The organism is Pseudoalteromonas sp. TAE56, from assembly GCF_000497955.1.
In the GTDB taxonomy this organism is placed as follows: domain Bacteria; phylum Pseudomonadota; class Gammaproteobacteria; order Enterobacterales; family Alteromonadaceae; genus Pseudoalteromonas.
On record NZ_AUTN01000069.1, the window covers coordinates 75,950 to 92,500 of the forward strand.

At 38.3% G+C, this 16,551-nt stretch carries 18 protein-coding genes; 6 read left to right on the forward strand and 12 right to left on the reverse strand.

Annotation, left to right across the window (positions count from 1 at the left end):
- Positions 1-34: 34 nt before the first annotated feature.
- From L656_RS0105530 to murJ, 8 genes are all read right to left on the reverse strand, one after another.
- On the reverse strand, positions 35-736 hold the full coding sequence (locus tag L656_RS0105530) for a LytR/AlgR family response regulator transcription factor (protein ID WP_024598445.1): 702 nt from the start codon (positions 734-736) through the stop codon (positions 35-37).
- Positions 733-1,767, reverse strand: a complete 1,035-nt coding sequence (locus L656_RS0105535; protein WP_024598446.1) for a sensor histidine kinase — start codon at positions 1,765-1,767, stop codon at positions 733-735. The genes L656_RS0105530 and L656_RS0105535 overlap by 4 nt, the downstream gene beginning before the upstream one ends.
- A 39-nt stretch (positions 1,768-1,806) precedes the next feature.
- Entirely contained in the window at positions 1,807-2,736 is a 930-nt protein-coding gene (gene ispH, locus L656_RS0105540) for a 4-hydroxy-3-methylbut-2-enyl diphosphate reductase (protein ID WP_024598447.1), read from the reverse strand.
- On the reverse strand, positions 2,736-3,176 hold the full coding sequence (gene fkpB, locus L656_RS0105545) for an FKBP-type peptidyl-prolyl cis-trans isomerase (RefSeq protein WP_024598448.1): 441 nt from the start codon (positions 3,174-3,176) through the stop codon (positions 2,736-2,738). Before fkpB ends, ispH begins: the two co-directional genes overlap by 1 nt.
- Entirely contained in the window at positions 3,173-3,673 is a 501-nt protein-coding gene (gene lspA, locus L656_RS0105550) for a signal peptidase II (RefSeq protein WP_007376920.1), read from the reverse strand. Before lspA ends, fkpB begins: the two co-directional genes overlap by 4 nt.
- A gap of 12 nt (positions 3,674-3,685) precedes the next feature.
- Entirely contained in the window at positions 3,686-6,514 is a 2,829-nt protein-coding gene (gene ileS / locus L656_RS0105555) for an isoleucine--tRNA ligase (RefSeq protein ID WP_024598449.1), read from the reverse strand.
- Positions 6,515-6,519: 5 nt separating this feature from the next.
- On the reverse strand, positions 6,520-7,470 hold the full coding sequence (ribF, locus tag L656_RS0105560) for a bifunctional riboflavin kinase/FAD synthetase (RefSeq protein WP_024596625.1): 951 nt from the start codon (positions 7,468-7,470) through the stop codon (positions 6,520-6,522).
- Positions 7,471-7,554: 84 nt separating this feature from the next.
- A complete protein-coding gene (murJ, locus tag L656_RS0105565; protein WP_033013385.1) occupies positions 7,555-9,093 on the reverse strand; it encodes a murein biosynthesis integral membrane protein MurJ in 1,539 nt (512 codons plus the stop codon).
- A gap of 295 nt (positions 9,094-9,388) precedes the next feature.
- Here murJ and rpsT point away from each other — a divergent pair, with 295 nt between their 5' ends.
- Positions 9,389-9,649: a 30S ribosomal protein S20 gene (gene rpsT, locus L656_RS0105570; RefSeq protein ID WP_002958225.1), complete on the forward strand. Its 261-nt coding sequence runs from the start codon at positions 9,389-9,391 to the stop codon at positions 9,647-9,649.
- Between the two features lie 108 nt (positions 9,650-9,757).
- Here rpsT and L656_RS0105575 read toward each other — a convergent pair whose 3' ends face one another.
- Positions 9,758-10,141 carry a response regulator gene (locus L656_RS0105575; protein ID WP_002958224.1) on the reverse strand — a complete coding sequence of 128 codons (384 nt, stop codon included), beginning with the start codon at positions 10,139-10,141 and terminating at the stop codon, positions 9,758-9,760.
- Positions 10,142-10,254: 113 nt separating this feature from the next.
- Here L656_RS0105575 and L656_RS0105580 point away from each other — a divergent pair, with 113 nt between their 5' ends.
- Positions 10,255-10,698, forward strand: a complete 444-nt coding sequence (locus tag L656_RS0105580; RefSeq protein ID WP_024596627.1) for a hypothetical protein — start codon at positions 10,255-10,257, stop codon at positions 10,696-10,698.
- A 106-nt stretch (positions 10,699-10,804) separates the two neighbouring features.
- Positions 10,805-11,050: a hypothetical protein gene (locus L656_RS0105585; RefSeq protein ID WP_002958222.1), complete on the forward strand. Its 246-nt coding sequence runs from the start codon at positions 10,805-10,807 to the stop codon at positions 11,048-11,050.
- A gap of 194 nt (positions 11,051-11,244) precedes the next feature.
- Here the strand turns inward: L656_RS0105585 and L656_RS1000000123245 are convergent, their stop codons facing one another.
- Positions 11,245-11,391 carry a hypothetical protein gene (locus tag L656_RS1000000123245; RefSeq protein WP_002958221.1) on the reverse strand — a complete coding sequence of 49 codons (147 nt, stop codon included), beginning with the start codon at positions 11,389-11,391 and terminating at the stop codon, positions 11,245-11,247.
- 96 nt (positions 11,392-11,487) lie between these two features.
- Positions 11,488-12,408 (reverse strand): 2-hydroxyacid dehydrogenase, encoded by a 921-nt coding sequence (locus L656_RS0105595; protein ID WP_024596628.1) that lies wholly within the window; start codon positions 12,406-12,408, stop codon positions 11,488-11,490.
- 129 nt (positions 12,409-12,537) lie between these two features.
- Here L656_RS0105595 and L656_RS0105600 point away from each other — a divergent pair, with 129 nt between their 5' ends.
- Positions 12,538-14,244, forward strand: coding sequence for a lysophospholipid acyltransferase family protein (locus L656_RS0105600; RefSeq protein ID WP_024596629.1), 1,707 nt, complete (start codon positions 12,538-12,540; stop codon positions 14,242-14,244).
- Between the two features lie 412 nt (positions 14,245-14,656).
- Positions 14,657-15,310, forward strand: a complete 654-nt coding sequence (locus L656_RS0105605) for an OmpW/AlkL family protein (protein ID WP_024596630.1) — start codon at positions 14,657-14,659, stop codon at positions 15,308-15,310.
- 82 nt (positions 15,311-15,392) lie between these two features.
- Here L656_RS0105605 and L656_RS0105610 read toward each other — a convergent pair whose 3' ends face one another.
- Positions 15,393-15,932 carry a thioesterase family protein gene (locus L656_RS0105610; protein WP_024596631.1) on the reverse strand — a complete coding sequence of 180 codons (540 nt, stop codon included), beginning with the start codon at positions 15,930-15,932 and terminating at the stop codon, positions 15,393-15,395.
- Positions 15,933-16,038: 106 nt separating this feature from the next.
- Here L656_RS0105610 and L656_RS0105615 point away from each other — a divergent pair, with 106 nt between their 5' ends.
- Entirely contained in the window at positions 16,039-16,533 is a 495-nt protein-coding gene (locus L656_RS0105615; RefSeq protein WP_024596632.1) for a hypothetical protein, read from the forward strand.
- The last annotated feature ends 18 nt before the right edge of the window (positions 16,534-16,551 follow it).

The following is a 16,551-nucleotide window of genomic DNA, read 5'->3' on the forward strand; positions in this document are numbered from 1 at the left end:
TTTAAGTCAGAGGCAACTTAATTGCAAAATAAGTCTAAAGCGTATTTTTAACTAATTTAAGCTCGCGGCGGCTCACAGGTAATAACTCGCTGCACCCTTGCAGTTCAATCACATGATGCCCACTCCCTTTTGAATGCAAAGCAACTACTTTTTGTTTATTAACTACTGTATTGCGATGAATTCGCAAAACATATGTGGGATATTGCAGCTCTAATTGCTTTAGACTTTGCTCAAGCAAAGCCTCTCCACCGGAGAATATCATTTTGGTATATTTTTCTTCTGCACTAAAGTACAAAACATCATTTATATCAACACTACGAAGGGTGCCCGCTAATTGATAAGACACTTTTACATTTTTTTGTTTTTGAATATGTACTTTATTTAAACGCCCAACTTGCTTAAGCACCTTTTGCAATGATTGCTCTGAAATAGGTTTAACTAAATAACCTGCAGCGCTTAATTGTAGTGCATCAAAAGCATGCTCAGGGTGGGCAGTTATAAAAACAATAGCGGGCGGTAGAGTTAAACTATTGAGCTCATTCGCAACTTGTAAACCATTCATACCGGGCATATCAACATCTAAAAAAATCAAATCTGGCGTTTGATTTTTAGCAAGTACTAGGGCTTCATTACCATTACTTGCCTCACCTTGTACAACTATACTTTTATCGTGTGCTAACAAACGGATTAAGCGAGATCTCGCAAGAGGTTCATCATCAACAATGAGTACATTCATACACTGCCCTCAATTAGCTTAGGGATAACGACCTTGACCCTAAACACATCATTTTTATTAGTAATTGTTAGCTGCGCTTTATTTTTATAATAAATATTTAATCGCTGGCGAATGTTTTCAAGCGCCATTCCGTTATTAGGCCTAGTTTGAGCGTTAGAAATTGTTATAGGGTTAGAAACAATCATGGTTATATAGCCGGTAGTGATATGTAGCTCTACTTTTATTTCAGCACCATGCTCACTTGTTTCAACACCATGGCATACTGCATTTTCAATTAATGGCTGCAGGGTTAAGCAAGGAATACTCAATGCCGGCAGTGTATTGGGTATTTGCCAATCAACTCTTAAGCGATTACCAAACCGCCATGTTTCAAGTGCGATATATTGCTTGCTCAGCGTTATTTCATCTTCAAGAGATACATTTTTTCCCGAGTGCATTGCAGCCTGCGATAAGGCGGCTAAAGCTAAAATGGCTTGCTCTGCCGCATCTGCATCATGATGGGTAAGCTCTGCAGCAGTGTTTAAACTGTTATATAAAAAATGAGGACGTATTCTAGCTTGTAAGGCATCAAGTTCTGCACGAGAGAGTGCTTTAGTTTGTTGCTCTTTTTCAAAATGAATTAATAGAAACTGGACGAATAAAGCAGCCAGTAAAGCCACTATAATACAATTGCGAAGTGTGAAATAAATTAGGTTATTTGTATCATCTATATCAAAAGCAAAATGAGAAAATAAAATACTAAAAATACAGGTAGATAATAAAAAAGAGGCAAAAAGTATACTTAACTGAAAAGTTTGAGTACGTTTTTGTAAAAAAGCTCTACAAAAATATAAAGAAGAGGTACCGAATAAAACAATTAAATGCATAAACAAGCTAATGATCCCAAGCCGAAGCCAAATATCTCCTTCTACATTAGGTGCAAAAGCTAAAACAATAGCAATAACTTGAGAAACAATAAGCGAAGCTAGTACGCCTCGCTCATTAAAAAGAGCCGAAAAAAGCAAACCATCATTTTGAAGTGACTTGCTCATAACGACTCTCCTTTAATCTAAATGTTTAATATATTTAAATTAACGTAGCTCTACAGGAACAGCAAAAACGATATTCTCTATCTCGCCCGGGTTTTCAACAACTTGCGTACCACCAAGTTCTTTTAATCGGCTTATAACTTGTTGTACGAGTACTTCTGGCGCAGATGCACCCGCAGTTACGCCTACAGCTTTAGAACCCGAAACCCATTGTTCTTGTACATCAGTTGCATCATCAATTAAATAAGCAACTGTGCCCATTTTATCTGCAAGTTCACGTAAGCGATTAGAGTTAGAGCTATTTTTAGCGCCAACAACTAATAGCACATCAACTTTATCAGCTAAGTCACGAACAGCGTCTTGACGATTTTGCGTTGCATAACAAATGTCATCTTTACGCGGTCCATCAATTGATGGAAACTTATTGCGTAGTGCATCAATAACATCTGCGGTGTCATCAACTGAGAGTGTTGTTTGGCTGCAATAAAAAAGATTTTCAGCATTTTTTACATTAAGCGCAACAACATCATCAACGGTTTCAACAAGATAAATGCCACCGGCTGAGTTATCATATTGTCCCATTGTTCCCTCTACTTCAGGGTGGCCATGGTGTCCAATTAAAATACACTCAATACCTTTACGACTCGCACGTGTAACTTCCATATGTACTTTAGTTACAAGCGGACACGTTGCATCAAATACTTTTAAATCACGGCGTTTAGCCTCAGAACGAACAGCTTGCGATACGCCATGTGCGCTAAAAATAACAATGCTGTCGTCAGGTACTTGATCAAGCTCTTCAACAAATACCGCACCACGACTTTTTAGTCCATCAACCACATAGCGGTTATGTACTACTTCATGGCGCACATAAATTGGCTTTTCAAAAATATCTAGAGCGCGCTCAACAATACTAATAGCACGGTCAACACCAGCGCAAAAACCGCGAGGATTAGCTAGTAATATTTCCATTAACCTTCCACCTCAATAATATCAACTTCAAACGTTAAACGCTGACCAGATAAAGGGTGATTAAAATCAATCGTTACCGACTCACCTTGCACTTCGCGAACTAAACCTGGAAGCTCAGTGCCATCAGGTTGAGTAAACGCAATAATTGCACCTACTTTGGCTGGTGTTTCTGGGCCAAATTTACTGCGGTCAACGTAGTAAATATTATCTGGATTTGGCTGACCAAACGCATCTTCAGGTTCTAATTCAAACGTTTTACTTTCGCCTGCAGTTAAACCTAATAAACACTTTTCGAAGTTTGCCGTTAAGCTGCCATCGCCCATTGTTAATTTAGCAGGTTTGTTGTGCACCTTGGTAGAATCAGCGGCAGAGCCATCTTCTAATTTAATAGAAAAATGGAAAATAACTTTCGAGTTTTCACCAATTACAGCTTGGCTCATGCTTTATGCTCCTTCGGACTCTCGCCGGTAAAGGCGTCAAATAACAATAACGCTGCGCCAATACAAATAGCGCAATCAGCAATATTGAATACCGGAAAATGTGAGTCTTTATAAAATACGTGAATAAAGTCGATTACATAACCATACGCAATACGATCGTATAAATTACCAATAGCGCCTGCAAGTACCAGTGCATAAGCACCGCATAGTACTTTGTTTGTTGCAGGTAAGCGTTTTAGCCACCACACAAGTAAAGCACTAATAGCAATGGCAATCGCACTTAAAAACCAACGCTGCCAACCACCCGCTTCACTTAAAAAGCTATAAGCAGCACCATAGTTATGCACATAAGTAATACTAAAAACAGGGAGTAAGTTTATCGACTCTTGATAAGCCATAGTCCCTACAACAAGTGTTTTACTGGCAAAGTCTATTACTAATAGTAATAGACTCAACCAAAGCCACACTAAACCACTTTTTTGGGCTAGTTTGCTCACTAAGAATAACTCCTAAGCGAATTGACGCTTTTCGCCTTCGCCGTCAACATTACTTACACAACGACCACAAATTTCAGGATGAGCAGGATTAACACCTACATCTTCACTGTAATGCCAACAACGCTCACATTTAGCAGCATCTGTTGCAGCAACACTAATGAACAAACCTTCAATTTCGGTAGCTTGTGTATCAGCTGGCTGACTATCAACTTCAGAAACATTTACGGCAGATGTTAATAATACAAAACGCAGTTCATCACCAAGCGCATTTAATTTAGCGGCAAGCTCTTTACCAGTAAATAAATTAACCGTTGCTTGAAGCGTTGCACCAATGACTTCTTCTTTACGTGCAGCTTCTAATAAGCGGTTTACTTCGTCGCGAACTGTTAAAATCTCTAACCAGTCATCGTTACTAAATTGGCTATTTGTTGGCGCTTGTAAACCATCGTACCAAACAGATGTAAATACGTAGTCACTACGCTCACCCGGTAAAGCTTCCCAAATTTCTTGTGCGGTAAAGCTCATAATAGGTGCCATCCAACGCGTCATTGCTTCTGCAATATGATAAAGCGCTGTTTGACAAGAACGACGTGCATGGCTGTCACTCTTAGCTGTGTACTGACGATCTTTAATTACGTCTAAATAGAACGAACCAAGCTCACCTGTACAGAAGTTCATTAGCTTTTGCGTTACTAATAGCATTTGGTAGCTATCGTATGCGGCTAAAATTTCGTCTTGCAACTGAGCAGCACGACCAACAATCCACTTATCAAGCTCAACCATGTCATCAATAGCCACTTGATCTGTTTTTGGATCAAAACCATTTAGGTTAGCTAGTAAATAACGGCTCGTGTTACGAATACGGCGGTAGCGATCGGCAGAGCGTTTAAATATTTCATCCGACACAGTCATTTCTGCCGTGTAATCGGTAGAAGCAACCCACAAACGAAGAATGTCGGCGCCTAGTTTATTCATCACATTTTGTGGTGAAATAACATTGCCTAGCGACTTAGACATTTTGCGGCCGTTTTCATCAACGGTAAAACCATGGGTCAATACTTGGCGGTATGGTGCATGACCATTAATAGCCACTGATGTCATCATTGATGACATAAACCAACCACGGTGTTGATCAGAACCTTCAAGGTATAAATCAGCTGGACCAACCAAGTCTTCACGTGCGTCTACAACACATGCGTGTGAAACACCTGAGTCAAACCATACATCTAGCGTATCTTGCACTTTCATGTATTGCTTGGCATCTTCTTCACCAAGTAATGTAGCTGGTTCTAAATCATACCATGCCTGAATACCTGATTTTTCAACTAGCTGTGCCGCTTGCTCAATTAGCTCTTGAGTATTTGGATGAAGTGCACCGGTATCTTTATCAGCAAACAATGCAATTGGCACACCCCAAGTACGTTGGCGAGATATACACCAATCTGGGCGGCTTTCAACCATGTTTGAAATACGGCTTTCGCCCCACTCTGGCAACCACTGCGTGTTTTTAATTTCTTTTAAAGAATCTTGACGCAAGTTAGCCTGATCCATACTTACAAACCATTGTGGTGTAGCACGGAAAATAATGGGTGTTTTATGGCGCCAACAATGTGGGTAACTATGAGTTATAGCATGATGATGCATTAATGCACCGTGCTCTTTTAATACTTCAATTACGCTCGCATTTGCTTTAAATACATGCTGACCTGCAAAAAGTTCAGTATCTGGTAAATAAACACCATTAGCGCCAACAGGGTTAGCTACTTCAAGGTTGTAATTTAAACCAGCCACGAAATCTTCTTGACCATGTCCTGGTGCTGTATGTACAACACCGGTACCTGAGTCAGTCGTTACGTGTTCTGCAACAATCACTGGTACATTAAAATCATAAAAAGGATGCGCTACAGTTAAGTTTTCAAGCGCAGCACCTTTTACATAACCGAGTACGTGAAAGTGATTAAAACCAAAACGGTCCATTGCATCTTTAACAAGCTCAGAGCCTAAAATTAGGCGTTGTTGTACGCCTTCATCTTCAACCTGCACCAATGCATATTCTAAATCAGCATGTACTGCTACTGCGCGGTTTGCTGGAAGCGTCCACGGTGTTGTTGTCCAAATAACAGTACCAACACTGCCCTCACCCTTGTGACCATCAGCCAAATCAAATGCACTTACAACAGCATCTTGCTCAACAAATGTAAAACGTACATCAATCGCTGGTGATTGCTTGTCTTGGTATTCAACTTCAGCTTCTGCTAATGCAGAGCCACAGTCTGTACACCAATGCACAGGCTTGGCGCCTTTATGCAAATGACCTTTTTCAATAATTCGACCAAGCACACGAATTGCATTCGCTTCAAAGTCAAAGTTCATTGTTAAATATGGCTTATCCCAATCTGCAAATACGCCTAAACGTTTAAAATCAACTTTTTGACCTTCAACTTGTTTTTTAGCGTATGCACGGCATTTTTCACGAAACTCACTCGCAGTAACTTTTACACCCGGCTTGCCTACTTTTTTCTCAACCATTAACTCGATTGGTAAACCATGACAATCCCAACCTGGAACTAATGGTGAATCAAAGTCAGATAATGTTTTAGACTTAACAATAATATCTTTTAATATTTTATTAACTGAGTGGCCTAAATGGATATCGCCATTTGCATACGGAGGGCCGTCATGCAAAATAAAGGTTTTTTTACCTTTCTTAGCGCTGCGAATTTGACCATAAAGGTCGTCCTCATACCATGCTTTAAGCATTTTTGGTTCACGTTGTGCCAAATTGCCACGCATTGGAAACGGTGTTTCCGGTAAGTTCAAAGTATGTTTATAGTCGCTCATTTATCCTACATTCCGTCTCTATCGGCTACCTGATTTAAACCAAAACACTGCTTAGCGGCAGCAACATCAGTTGCTATTTGCGCCGTTAATTGTGTTAATGTCTCGAATTTTTTCTCATCGCGAAGTTTTTCTATTAACTCCACATGCATAAATTGTCCGTAAATATCCTGTGCAAAATCAAAAAGGTGAACTTCTAATAATGCACGAGTTCCATTAAATGTCGGCTTATTACCTACATTTGCAACTCCAAAAATCTGTTTTCCTGCAATCGTTGCTTGCACTGCAAACACTCCGTTGACAGGACACACTTGGCGTTTTAGGGCTATATTTGCCGTTCTAAAACCGAGTTCACGTCCTCTTTTCCAGCCATGTATAACACGCCCAGAAATAGCATAATCGTGACCAAGCATTATTTTAGCACTCGCTAAGTCACCGGATGCTAAAGCATCTCGTATTAAAGTGCTGCTTACTCTAGCATTTAATTGACGAAAGCTCGCGGTGCTTTTTACATCCATGCCCGCTTGCTTACCCATGCTAGCAAGTAAGTGAAAGTTACCTTGGCGTTGCTTTCCAAACTTAAAATCATCACCAACAGTAAGTGCTTTAACACCTAACTTTTTAATCAAAATCTCATTAACGAATTGCTCAGCATGCATGTTTGCAAATTGCTGATTAAAGCTAATGCAAATAACTCGCTCAATACCTAAATCACTCAATAAACGTAACTTATCTCGTAAGCGCGTTAACCGTGCAGGGGCATTGTTTTTAGCAAAAAACTCTTGTGGCTGGGGTTCAAACAGCATTACAGTGCTAGGCAAACTATGCGCTTTAGCATCGCTAAGTAAACCTTTTAATACTTCTGCGTGGCCTAAATGAACGCCGTCAAAATTACCAATAGTTAACACACAACCAAAATGGTGTGGGCGAATATTGTGTATACCTCTAATTAACTCCATGCCACCTAATGCCTTGTTTAGCGAGCTATTAATTACGGCTAAAAAATGATTAAAGCCGCAGAGTTGCCGATTATAATCTTTTTTTTAGTTTGATTCAGTAATTGCTACACTTTTTATCGTATTTAGTCTAACGCCCATCACAAATAGCATTGCAAAGTAGCTAATACCTGCCAAAGCCACTAGCGCTACTAATAATATTACTTGCTGTGTAAAGGCCCATGTAGCCCAATAATAGTAACTGCTCACAAACCATGTGACAGCTCCCATAAAAATACTTGCAACAACACATTTAAGTGTAAAACGCATACTCATTGATGAGAACTGGTATACATTTTCTTTTTTAAGCTGTCTGTATAATAAAAATGCATTGCAGCTAGCCGATAACGAAGTAGCAAGTGCCAACCCTAAATAACCAATGAAAGGAGCCAGCATAATGTTAAACACCATATTAAGTACTAAGGTAATAATACCAATACGCACCGGTGTTTTTGTATCTTGACGAGCATAAAAGCCAGGAGCGAGTACTTTTATTAGCATAAAGCTTACAAGACCGACCGAATATGCGACTACGCCTAAGCTTACAGCTTTGACATGATCAATACTGTCTTCTTTAAATGCACCGTGGTCGAACAACACGGTAATAATAAGTGGGCTGATGATCATCAAACCTACCATTGCTGGTAGGCCTAAAAATATAACAAAACGAACTCCCCAATCGAGAGTATGCTGAAAGTCGCTACTTTTTTTACTGCTATGTAGTTTAGAAAGCGCCGGTAAAATAACCGTCGCAATACCAATACCAAATAATCCCAGCGGAAATTCAATTAAGCGGTCTGAATAATAAAGCCACGCAATTGAACCCGTCATCAGTAATGACGCAATCATGGTATCGAGCAACAGATTAATTTGACTAATAGAGACACCAAACAAAGCCGGTAGCATAAGTTTTCGTACTTTTTTTACGTTTTCGTCTTGCCATGCCCAGCGCGGACGCGCCAACATTTTAGCGCGATACAAGAACGGTAGTTGAAATAGTAGCTGCACTACACCACCGACAAATACACCTATGGCAAGTGCATAAGCACCTACTGAAAATTTATCATGTAAAAAAATTGCACACGTAATAATAGAAACATTAAGCAAAACTGGTGTAAATGCAGCAACAGCGAAACGGTTATACACATTCATAACCGCACCACTAAGTGCAACTAAGCTTACAAAAAATAAATAAGGGAATGTAAGTTTAAGTAGTGAACTTGCAAGTTCAAATTTTTCGGCATTAGGTCCGCCTTGCCACCAATCTATAAACCAACCGGTACCAAATAATGCTGCAATAACAGGGGAAGCAACAACACCTATAATAGTGACAATTAGCAAAATGGTTCCTAAGGTGCCTGCTGCTTGTGCAACAAAAAGTCTGACTTTGTCGTCTCCTTGCTGTTCTTTAATTTCACTTAGCACAGGTACGAATGCTTGTGCGAAGGCACCTTCTGCAAATAAACGGCGTAAAAAATTAGGAATACGGTTAGCAAATAAAAAAACATCAGCCGCTGCACTTGCGCCTAATAAATTGGCAACGACAGCATCTCGAACGAGCCCTAAAATACGCGATATCATAGTCATACAACTAACAATCATACCAGAGCGAAATAAACCTTTTGACACCTTAAACCTACTCAAAAATCCTCAAGATAGGCGATTATGCCACAGTCTTTTTTATAAATCGCTTTAAAGCACTAGGCTGGGGGTCTGTGCTTTGTTACAATGTCTATATTAACTGCTAAAGCGGCAAATTGATGCTCGTTATATGGTGCAGTTTTTCTTGGATTGTTAAATTTAAATTGACATCCATGATAGAAACAGGCATATTCCACGGCCTTTAATTTAAGCTTTATTTTAAGATTGTTAGGAGCAAACCTTGGCTAACATCAAGTCTGCAAAAAAACGCGCTATCACAAGCGAAAAAAACCGTCAGCACAACGCAAGCCGTCGTTCAATGATGCGCACTTACTTCAAAAAAGTAATTGTTGCTATTGAAGCGGGCGATAAAGAAGCTGCACAGCAAGCTTTTTCTGTTGCTACACCTATCCTAGACCGTTACGCAACTAAGGGTCTAATTCACAAAAACAAAGCAGCTCGTCATAAGAGCCGTATAGCAGCTAAGATTAAAGCTCTATAATTTGTTTTTGATAGAATATAAAAAACCGGCTTTTGCCGGTTTTTTTTTATCTAAGATTTAAACTCGTACTTTAATAACAGTCGACATAAATATTTAAACAGATTAGTGTCATACATTTTCCAAGTCTGGATAAAACTTCTTAAGCATTGCCGCTATTTTTTTAGGTGTAAACGGCTTCACTACAAATCCTTTAGCGCCTTTATCAATTGCATCCTTAACATTTTCAATACCTGAATGTGCAGATACCATTACAACATTTGTCTCAGGGCTTAATTCATTGATTTGTGCAATCAAATCTTTGCCATCGCCGTCCGGCAGTTCTATGTCTAAAAAAATGATATTATAATTTGCAGCCTGGCACTCACTAATACATTGTGAGGCAGTAGATGCTTCCTTTACGTTATCTATCCCTAAGTGCATGAGCGTTTGGCTCAAAAAACTACGCACTGTGCTAACGTCATCTACAATTAAAATTGATAGCTGCGTATTCATCTTTATTCCTCGTAGGCTATAAGCTAACTTTAAGTTATCATAATAATTAGCTTAGTATATAAATTTGCTCATTTAATTATAGAGACCTACGGAAAAAAGGCCAGATTTGCTTTATGTCTAAAACCCCAAATAAACAGTCGTTGCTAGGTAAAGCACCAACAAGAAAAAAAACAGCGCAAAAAAGAAAGCCGCAACGCCCTACTCAGCGCTCTATACCCGTAGAGGAAAAAACAAACATAAACAATGGCACTAGCCAAAAAACAAAGTCAAAAAAGGGGCTATTTATATCTCTGGCCATTGTTATTGTAATAATTTTAGCTTTTCCAAAACCAACCTTGCTCACCTATAAAAAATTAGGGATGGTAAGTGAAAGTGTTTACTGGCCTGGACTTTTAGGTTACGGAGCTACTTTAATTGATTCCAACTTGCATCCCAACTATGATTCTAGCCGTGAATCCCTTTATTTATGCAGTGATTTACAAAAACCACAGAGCTGTCAAAAGTATCAAGTAATTGCTGACAATGGTTTGTTTTCGGCAATTGGCAGTTACTTTTAGCATTAAAAAAACTAATCTGAAAATTTAAAATTACTTGGTTGAAAGGTGTGCAAAAGATCAACATAATGGCGCTCCTTTTTTCAACAACTGAACTATTGAAACGACCATGCTAAACGAGCTAGATTGGCTTTTAAATACTACACTACTTGCACTAGGTTTAGGTGCATTCTTTATTAACCAGATAACACTGCTGCGCGTTGCCGCCATTAGTGCATGTGGTTTATTGTTCTTATCATTTAGCCTAGATCTTATGTCGTCGAGCGTTATTTCAAATATGAGTTTAGTGTTGATCAACACTTTTTACTTGTTTAAAGTTTATACATTCGGGCAATTTAATGTAACCCAAAGTTAACAACTTTTCCTTAGAATATTTAATAGCCCAGCATTGCTGGGCTTTTTTATTGCGAATTTTTAAAATATTAGAAACACGTTGCATCAGGACAATATTAAACGCCACTAAAGCACCACTACAATAATGGTGCTGAGCATGTACTGTTGAGAGAAACGAGAAGAAAGACGAAAACCGAAAATACCTAATAAGCTAGGTTAATCTGCTATTGTTAATTCACTTTGGGTTTGTGTTTTAGATGGACTATCTTCAGCGTTAGCCTGATTAAACCAAGCTGAAACACCTAGCACGATAATTGAAATAACAACGAGGCTTAATTTAGCCCCACTTTGACTGGATTTCATAACACCCTCTTTATATTTTTATTAGTGAGAACATCTTTTACACTAATGAAAATTACAAATGTTAACAAGCTGTTTTTTAAACTAATTAGCTATCAGCTAATAACCTTTTGTTCTATCCACTGAATTATTGAGTGCTAAGCCCTTATTCAAACGTTCAATATTATCGGCTATTTGGTCTATAACGCTATTTAAATCAGATAGCGCTGCACAATGTGGTGTAAGTGTTATTTTGGGATTTCCCCAGTAAGGGTGGTTCTGCGTTAAAGGTTCTTGGTCAAAAACATCCAAGGTAGCAGCGCGTAAGCTATCGCTATTTAATGCATTTAATAAATCTTGCTCAACCACATGAGCGCCACGTGCCACATTAATAACAACAGCATGTGAAGGTAGCTTAGCGAGCATTGAGTGATTAATAATGCCTGTAGTTGCTTGCGTAAGGGGTAATAGACATACAAGGTAGTCAACGTCAGAAAGCATATCGCTAAGTCCTTCATCGCCATAATAAACCTCGACATTAGTCGTGTTTTTATTACTTTGCGCCCAGGCACTTACTTTAAAACCATTAGTTACAAGTTTTTGCGCACATGCTTTACCTAATTCGCCAAATCCAAGTATACCAACATGTTTATTACTAAAAGCTCGTTTTGGCTTCCATGTTTGCTGTGTTTGTTTAGTGTAATACTCTTTTAAGCGTAATTTTTGAGCTAAGACATGTGTAAGTACATATTCCGCCATATCTTCAGCTAGTTGCATGTCAACAATACGTACTACTTCGACACTTTCGTCGAGTAATGTTAAATCGATACTGTCTACGCCTGCACCAAATGACGACACAGCTTTTAAGTTAGGCAGCTGCGGCCACAGAGACTCAGGAGCATTCCACGCAAGTACAAAATCCACATTATTTGCGTTTTTGCAATCAGGCCATTGCTCTATCAATGTATTTGGTAATCGCTCTTGTAACTTCGTTATTAGCTTTTCGTTGTTGCGCCCCGTTATAGCCACCAATACCGACATAAATTCTCCTAGCAATTCACAGTTTATAATTTAGTACTTTAAAAAGTCACACTACTGCAAAGTAACTGTCACACCCTTTTTTTAATCTTACATGTATAGCGAATAGACCAAACGGAATATGAGGTTAATATGATAAGTGTTGATAAAGTAATTGCAGCAAACTTACCACAACTAGAGAACTCTCCAAAAGTAAAAGGTTTAGTAAAAAAGGGCTTAGGTTACTTATTGCATGAACAAGAGTTTATCACCTTTGGTAATACGTACCCTCACCTACAAGGATTAGAATTTGTTGAGCAAGTACTTGATGAACTCAATTTTGATACGCGCTATAAACCTAAGCAGATAGAACATATTCCTAACGAGGGTAAACTTGTTATTGTTGCTAACCACCCTATTGGTTCACTAGATGCTTTAGCACTTATCAAAGTACTCTCTACAGTAAGGCAGGATTTAAAAGTAGTCGCAAACCGCATGTTAATGTCGGTCAGCGCAATGCATTCTCTTTTACTCCCTGTTGATAACTTATCTGGTATGAGTAAAAAGCAAGAGCTTAGTAATATACAAAACCATTTAAAAGGTGGAGGTGCCTTACTTATATTTCCTGCAGGGGAAGTGTCGCGCCTAGGACCAACCGGTATTAAGGATTGCAAATGGAATAGCGGTTTTTTACGTATGGCAAAAAAAGCCAACTGCCCCATTTTACCTATTTTTATTAAAGCCAAAAATAGTCCGCTTTTTTATGGTACATCAATGATTTATAAACCTTTGGCAAGTTTACTATTAGTGGCCGAAATGTTTAAGCAGCGCCAAAAATCTTTAGAGTTTGAAATTGGTGCTTCTATCCCTCCTGAGTCCTACTTGATAGAAAACCTTAAAGATAAAGAAATTGTAAACCTCATACGTAAGCAGCTTTATAGGCTTACAACTAAAAAAACACTGCCGCTAAAAACACAAACACCTATTGCTGTGCCCGAGTGTAGAAAAGAACTAAAAAGAGCAATTGAGCAATGTCAGCTTCTGGGTAAAACACACGATGGCATGCACATTCATTTATATCAATATGTAGGTAGTTCACCTATTTTTAGAGAGTTGGGACGCCTCAGAGAAATTGCATTTAGAGCAGTAGGTGAAGGAAGCGGTAAGCGTCGTGATATAGATAAATACGATATGGATTACCAACACCTTGTACTGTGGGACCCTATGCAGCTAGAGCTAGTAGGTGCTTATCGATTAGCCTGCGCACAACAGATAATACAAAAACATGGACGTGAAGGTTTATATACCGATAGTTTATTTTCTTACACCGACGCTATGACGCCCTATCTGCACCAAGGTATTGAGCTTGGTCGAAGTTTTGTACAACCTAAGTATTGGGGACGTAAGAGTCTCGACTATTTATGGTACGGTATTGGTGCTTTTATAAAAAACTACCCACAGTATAGATATTTATTTGGGGCTGTAAGCGTGTCCAACGCTCTACCTGAGCAAGCCAAAGCCATGCTCGTTTATTACTATCAACATTATTATAAAAGCAGTATAGAACTAGCTACGCCTAATAATGAGCTTAAATTAACTGAGCAACAGCTAACTCAATGCAATATTCTTTTTAATGGAAACGATGTTAAAGAAGATTTTGTAGAGTTAAAACATGTGTTAGCTAATATGGGCGCTCAAGTCCCTACTTTATTTAAACAATATACTGAGCTTTGCAACCCTGGCGGTGTACAATTTTTAAGCTTTAGCATTGATCCCGATTTTAATAATTGTATTGATGGATTGGTATTAGTCGATCTTAAAAGTGTGAAAGAAAACAAAGCTAAACGTTATTTAGAATAACTATTGATAAGTAAAGTCAGTGCACCGAGTATTTTATGCATTATAAAATACTCGGTTTATATTTCATTATACAAACCGACTCAATCGCACTTAAGTCTTCCAATACTTTTTTAAGTGTCGGCTGTTTTAATTATTTTTTGAACCCTGCTAAAAACATATTTTCTTGTTTATTAAGGCCCTTGGTTAAACACGAGATTATGGCAAGGCAGTGCCTGCCTTAATATATTCATGTGACTGTTAATTAAATAAATATGTCAATCTTTACAAAAGCATAACGACACTAAAATTAATCTAAATCAATAAAATATTTTATAAGCTTCAAATGCTTTTTAAACTTTGATCTAGAACAGGTTTTCATATTTATTGCTCGGTAATAATAGCGCCAATCAAACAGTAGTTCTTGGAGAACAACATGAAAACTCAAATTAGCATCGCATTATTAACCTCTTTATTAGCACTCTCTCCAGCTGCACACGCTAACTTTAGCGTAAATGTTGGCGCTATTAACGTAAACCCTGATAACAGTAGCTCAGCGATTAATGAAGCACCTACGCTAGGCCTTAAAGGTGATTCAGATACTCAACTAGGTATCACCGTAGATTATGCATTTAACGATCAATGGGTGTTAGAGCTGATAGCAGCAACACCGTTTTCACACGATGTAAATGGCGCAGACGGCTTAGCAGGCAACAAAATTGCAGATATAAAACAACTTCCACCGTCATTGGTTGCACAATACCACTTTTTAGATACAAGCTATGCGCTAAGACCTTTTATAGGCGTAGGCATAAACTACACTACATTTTTTGATGAGCAACCCTCTCAAGCACTTAAAGCAACACTAGGAACAGACGATGTAGAAGTAAAGTTAGATGATTCGTTTGGCTTTATGGCTCAGGTAGGTGCTAACTATAAAATTGATAAAAACTGGGGTTTACACGCTATGGTATCAATTATGGATATTGATACCGATGCCACTGTTTATGCTAATGGTGCAAAATCGCTTACATCAACTGTTGAGCTTGACCCTGTTGTGGCTATGTTTGGTGTTAGGTACAGCTTTTAAAGCATATATGAAGTAGTACATAGTTACCCAATTACAATGTGTGTTAAAAGGCCGAAAGGCCTTTTTTCTCATTTGTAGGGTATTAGCGATTTGGCAGGTTACTTAACTTTTTCTGCTCTAACATTTCTTTCCAGTGCATTACTTCACTTGGCAATATAGGTGTTTGCCCATCAAAACCAGCAACTTCAAGCATTTCTTCAATACTTATAATACCCTTTTTACTTTTAAATACACCGCGTACATAAGCAATAGCATGTAAGCCTCGCTCTGAGTGAAACTTTTGCTCAATATAAAAGTATTTATGATCCCAGCCAACTAACTTAGTACTTATTGTATATCGCTGCATAGGTTTAATATCGCGGATATAAGTAATAGCAGTTGCGTTAACAATCGGAAACCAACGACGCTTCATTATTTGCTTTAGTAAGCCAACACGCTCCGTCATCCACGTGCGAGATAAATCCATCATCGCAAGATAGCGTGAGTTCGTTAAATGTAGATTAATATCACAATCAGTCGGCAAAGCTTTGTAATCAATATCTACTGTATCAAGTAGATTTTGATATTGCTTATTGCGTTTAATTTTGAAAAATAATAATAAAAGTCGAATATATAAGTTCACAATAAAGGTCTTACCAGTTAAATTTATTCGAGTGTAGCATAGCCCCTTGCGAAGACGAATATTCTACTTTAATCTTAAATCATTATTACAATAAAAAAGATAGCTAATGAAATCAAAACTAAAAATTATCGCTGCACTGGCCCTATTAGTCCCTAGCTACAATGCTTTTGCCGATTTCTCGTTACCAGGTAAAGGCTCAGTAACTTACCCTACCGGTGTAGTTAAAGAATTTAAATTTGGTTTTGAATGGCAGCAAAAAGCTGAGAAATTCACTATTGGATCTAAAAGTTACAATATGGAGCAAATTCCTAGCTCTTACTCTGTCGCCATCACGCTTTCAAAAGATGACAGCCAAGTATGGGTTCAAGAATTTAATAACGGGTTTATTGAGGAGTTTGAATGGCAAATTGGCGAACATACAGTCACTCTAAAAAAGCAGCAGTTTAGCGATCCGGTAAAAGGTGACTATGTTATTGAGCTAAATGGCCGTAGCTATTTTTTCACTCGTAATAACGCCAGTATCGTAATGAACTTTAACGAAGAAGGTATTGAGACGATTGCAATTGATGGGGTAACAAAAAATATGGGCACTAAAAATTAGTCCCCATATTTTAATTTC